Origin of the sequence: Actinomadura sp. KC216 (assembly GCF_004348535.1) — a bacterium.
In the GTDB taxonomy this organism is placed as follows: Bacteria; Actinomycetota; Actinomycetes; order Streptosporangiales; family Streptosporangiaceae; genus Spirillospora.
In genome coordinates this window covers 1-657 of the sequence record NZ_SMJX01000663.1, presented here as the reverse complement: position 1 = coordinate 657, position 657 = coordinate 1, and the positions used below count along the sequence as shown (strand labels likewise).

Annotated in this window: 1 protein-coding gene; it reads right to left on the bottom strand. The window is 71.8% G+C overall.

Annotated features, from left to right (window positions below):
* Positions 1-117: 117 nt before the first annotated feature.
* On the bottom strand, positions 118-657 hold a 540-nt coding region (locus E1264_RS44395; RefSeq protein ID WP_207937058.1), incomplete at its 5' end, for a hypothetical protein.

The window sequence follows — 657 nt, the reverse complement described above, 5'->3', positions numbered from 1 at the left end:
CAGGGGTGGTCCCCAAAGTCCCCGGACCGGCGTTTGCGCAGGTCGATGGTGGGGACGGGGCGTGGGGACCCGGTTGGGGATTCCTCCCTGCCGACGGGGCCGGGTCCCCAGCGGTTTTCAGTCGCCGGTGTCGCGGTGGATGTGGTCGGCGCGGACGACTTTGTTGCCGGCGTACTTGGTGATGGTGATGCCGTGTTCGGCGAGCCGGGCGGCCAGGTCCTGGGCGGACCATCCCTCGTAGGCCGCGGGGTCGAGTTCGGCGAGGCGCTGGCGGATGATCTCGGTGCGTTCGCGTTTGGCGCCGCGGATCACCTGGTCCAAGTCGGCCAGGAAGTCCCGGACGGGAGCGGCCTGCGCGGCGCCGTTGGTGGTGATGGGGCCGCGGAGTTTGCGGGCGCGTTCGGCGATCTGGTTGGCGTCCTCGCCGGAGATGAAGTGGGTGCGGACGGTGACCGATGACTGCCCGGCCGGGACCGGGACACCGTCGCCGGTGACCACCAGGGTCCCCTTGTCCAGGCCCTGGCGCAGGGCGTGCGGGGCGGCGCCGGCGTTGACGGCCCTCTCCCCCAGCGCCATCTTGGCCTGGGCTTCGGTGCCGACCACCAGGGACGCGCGGATGTGCGCGCCCTCACGCACCAGCTTGGGCAGGTTCTGGTC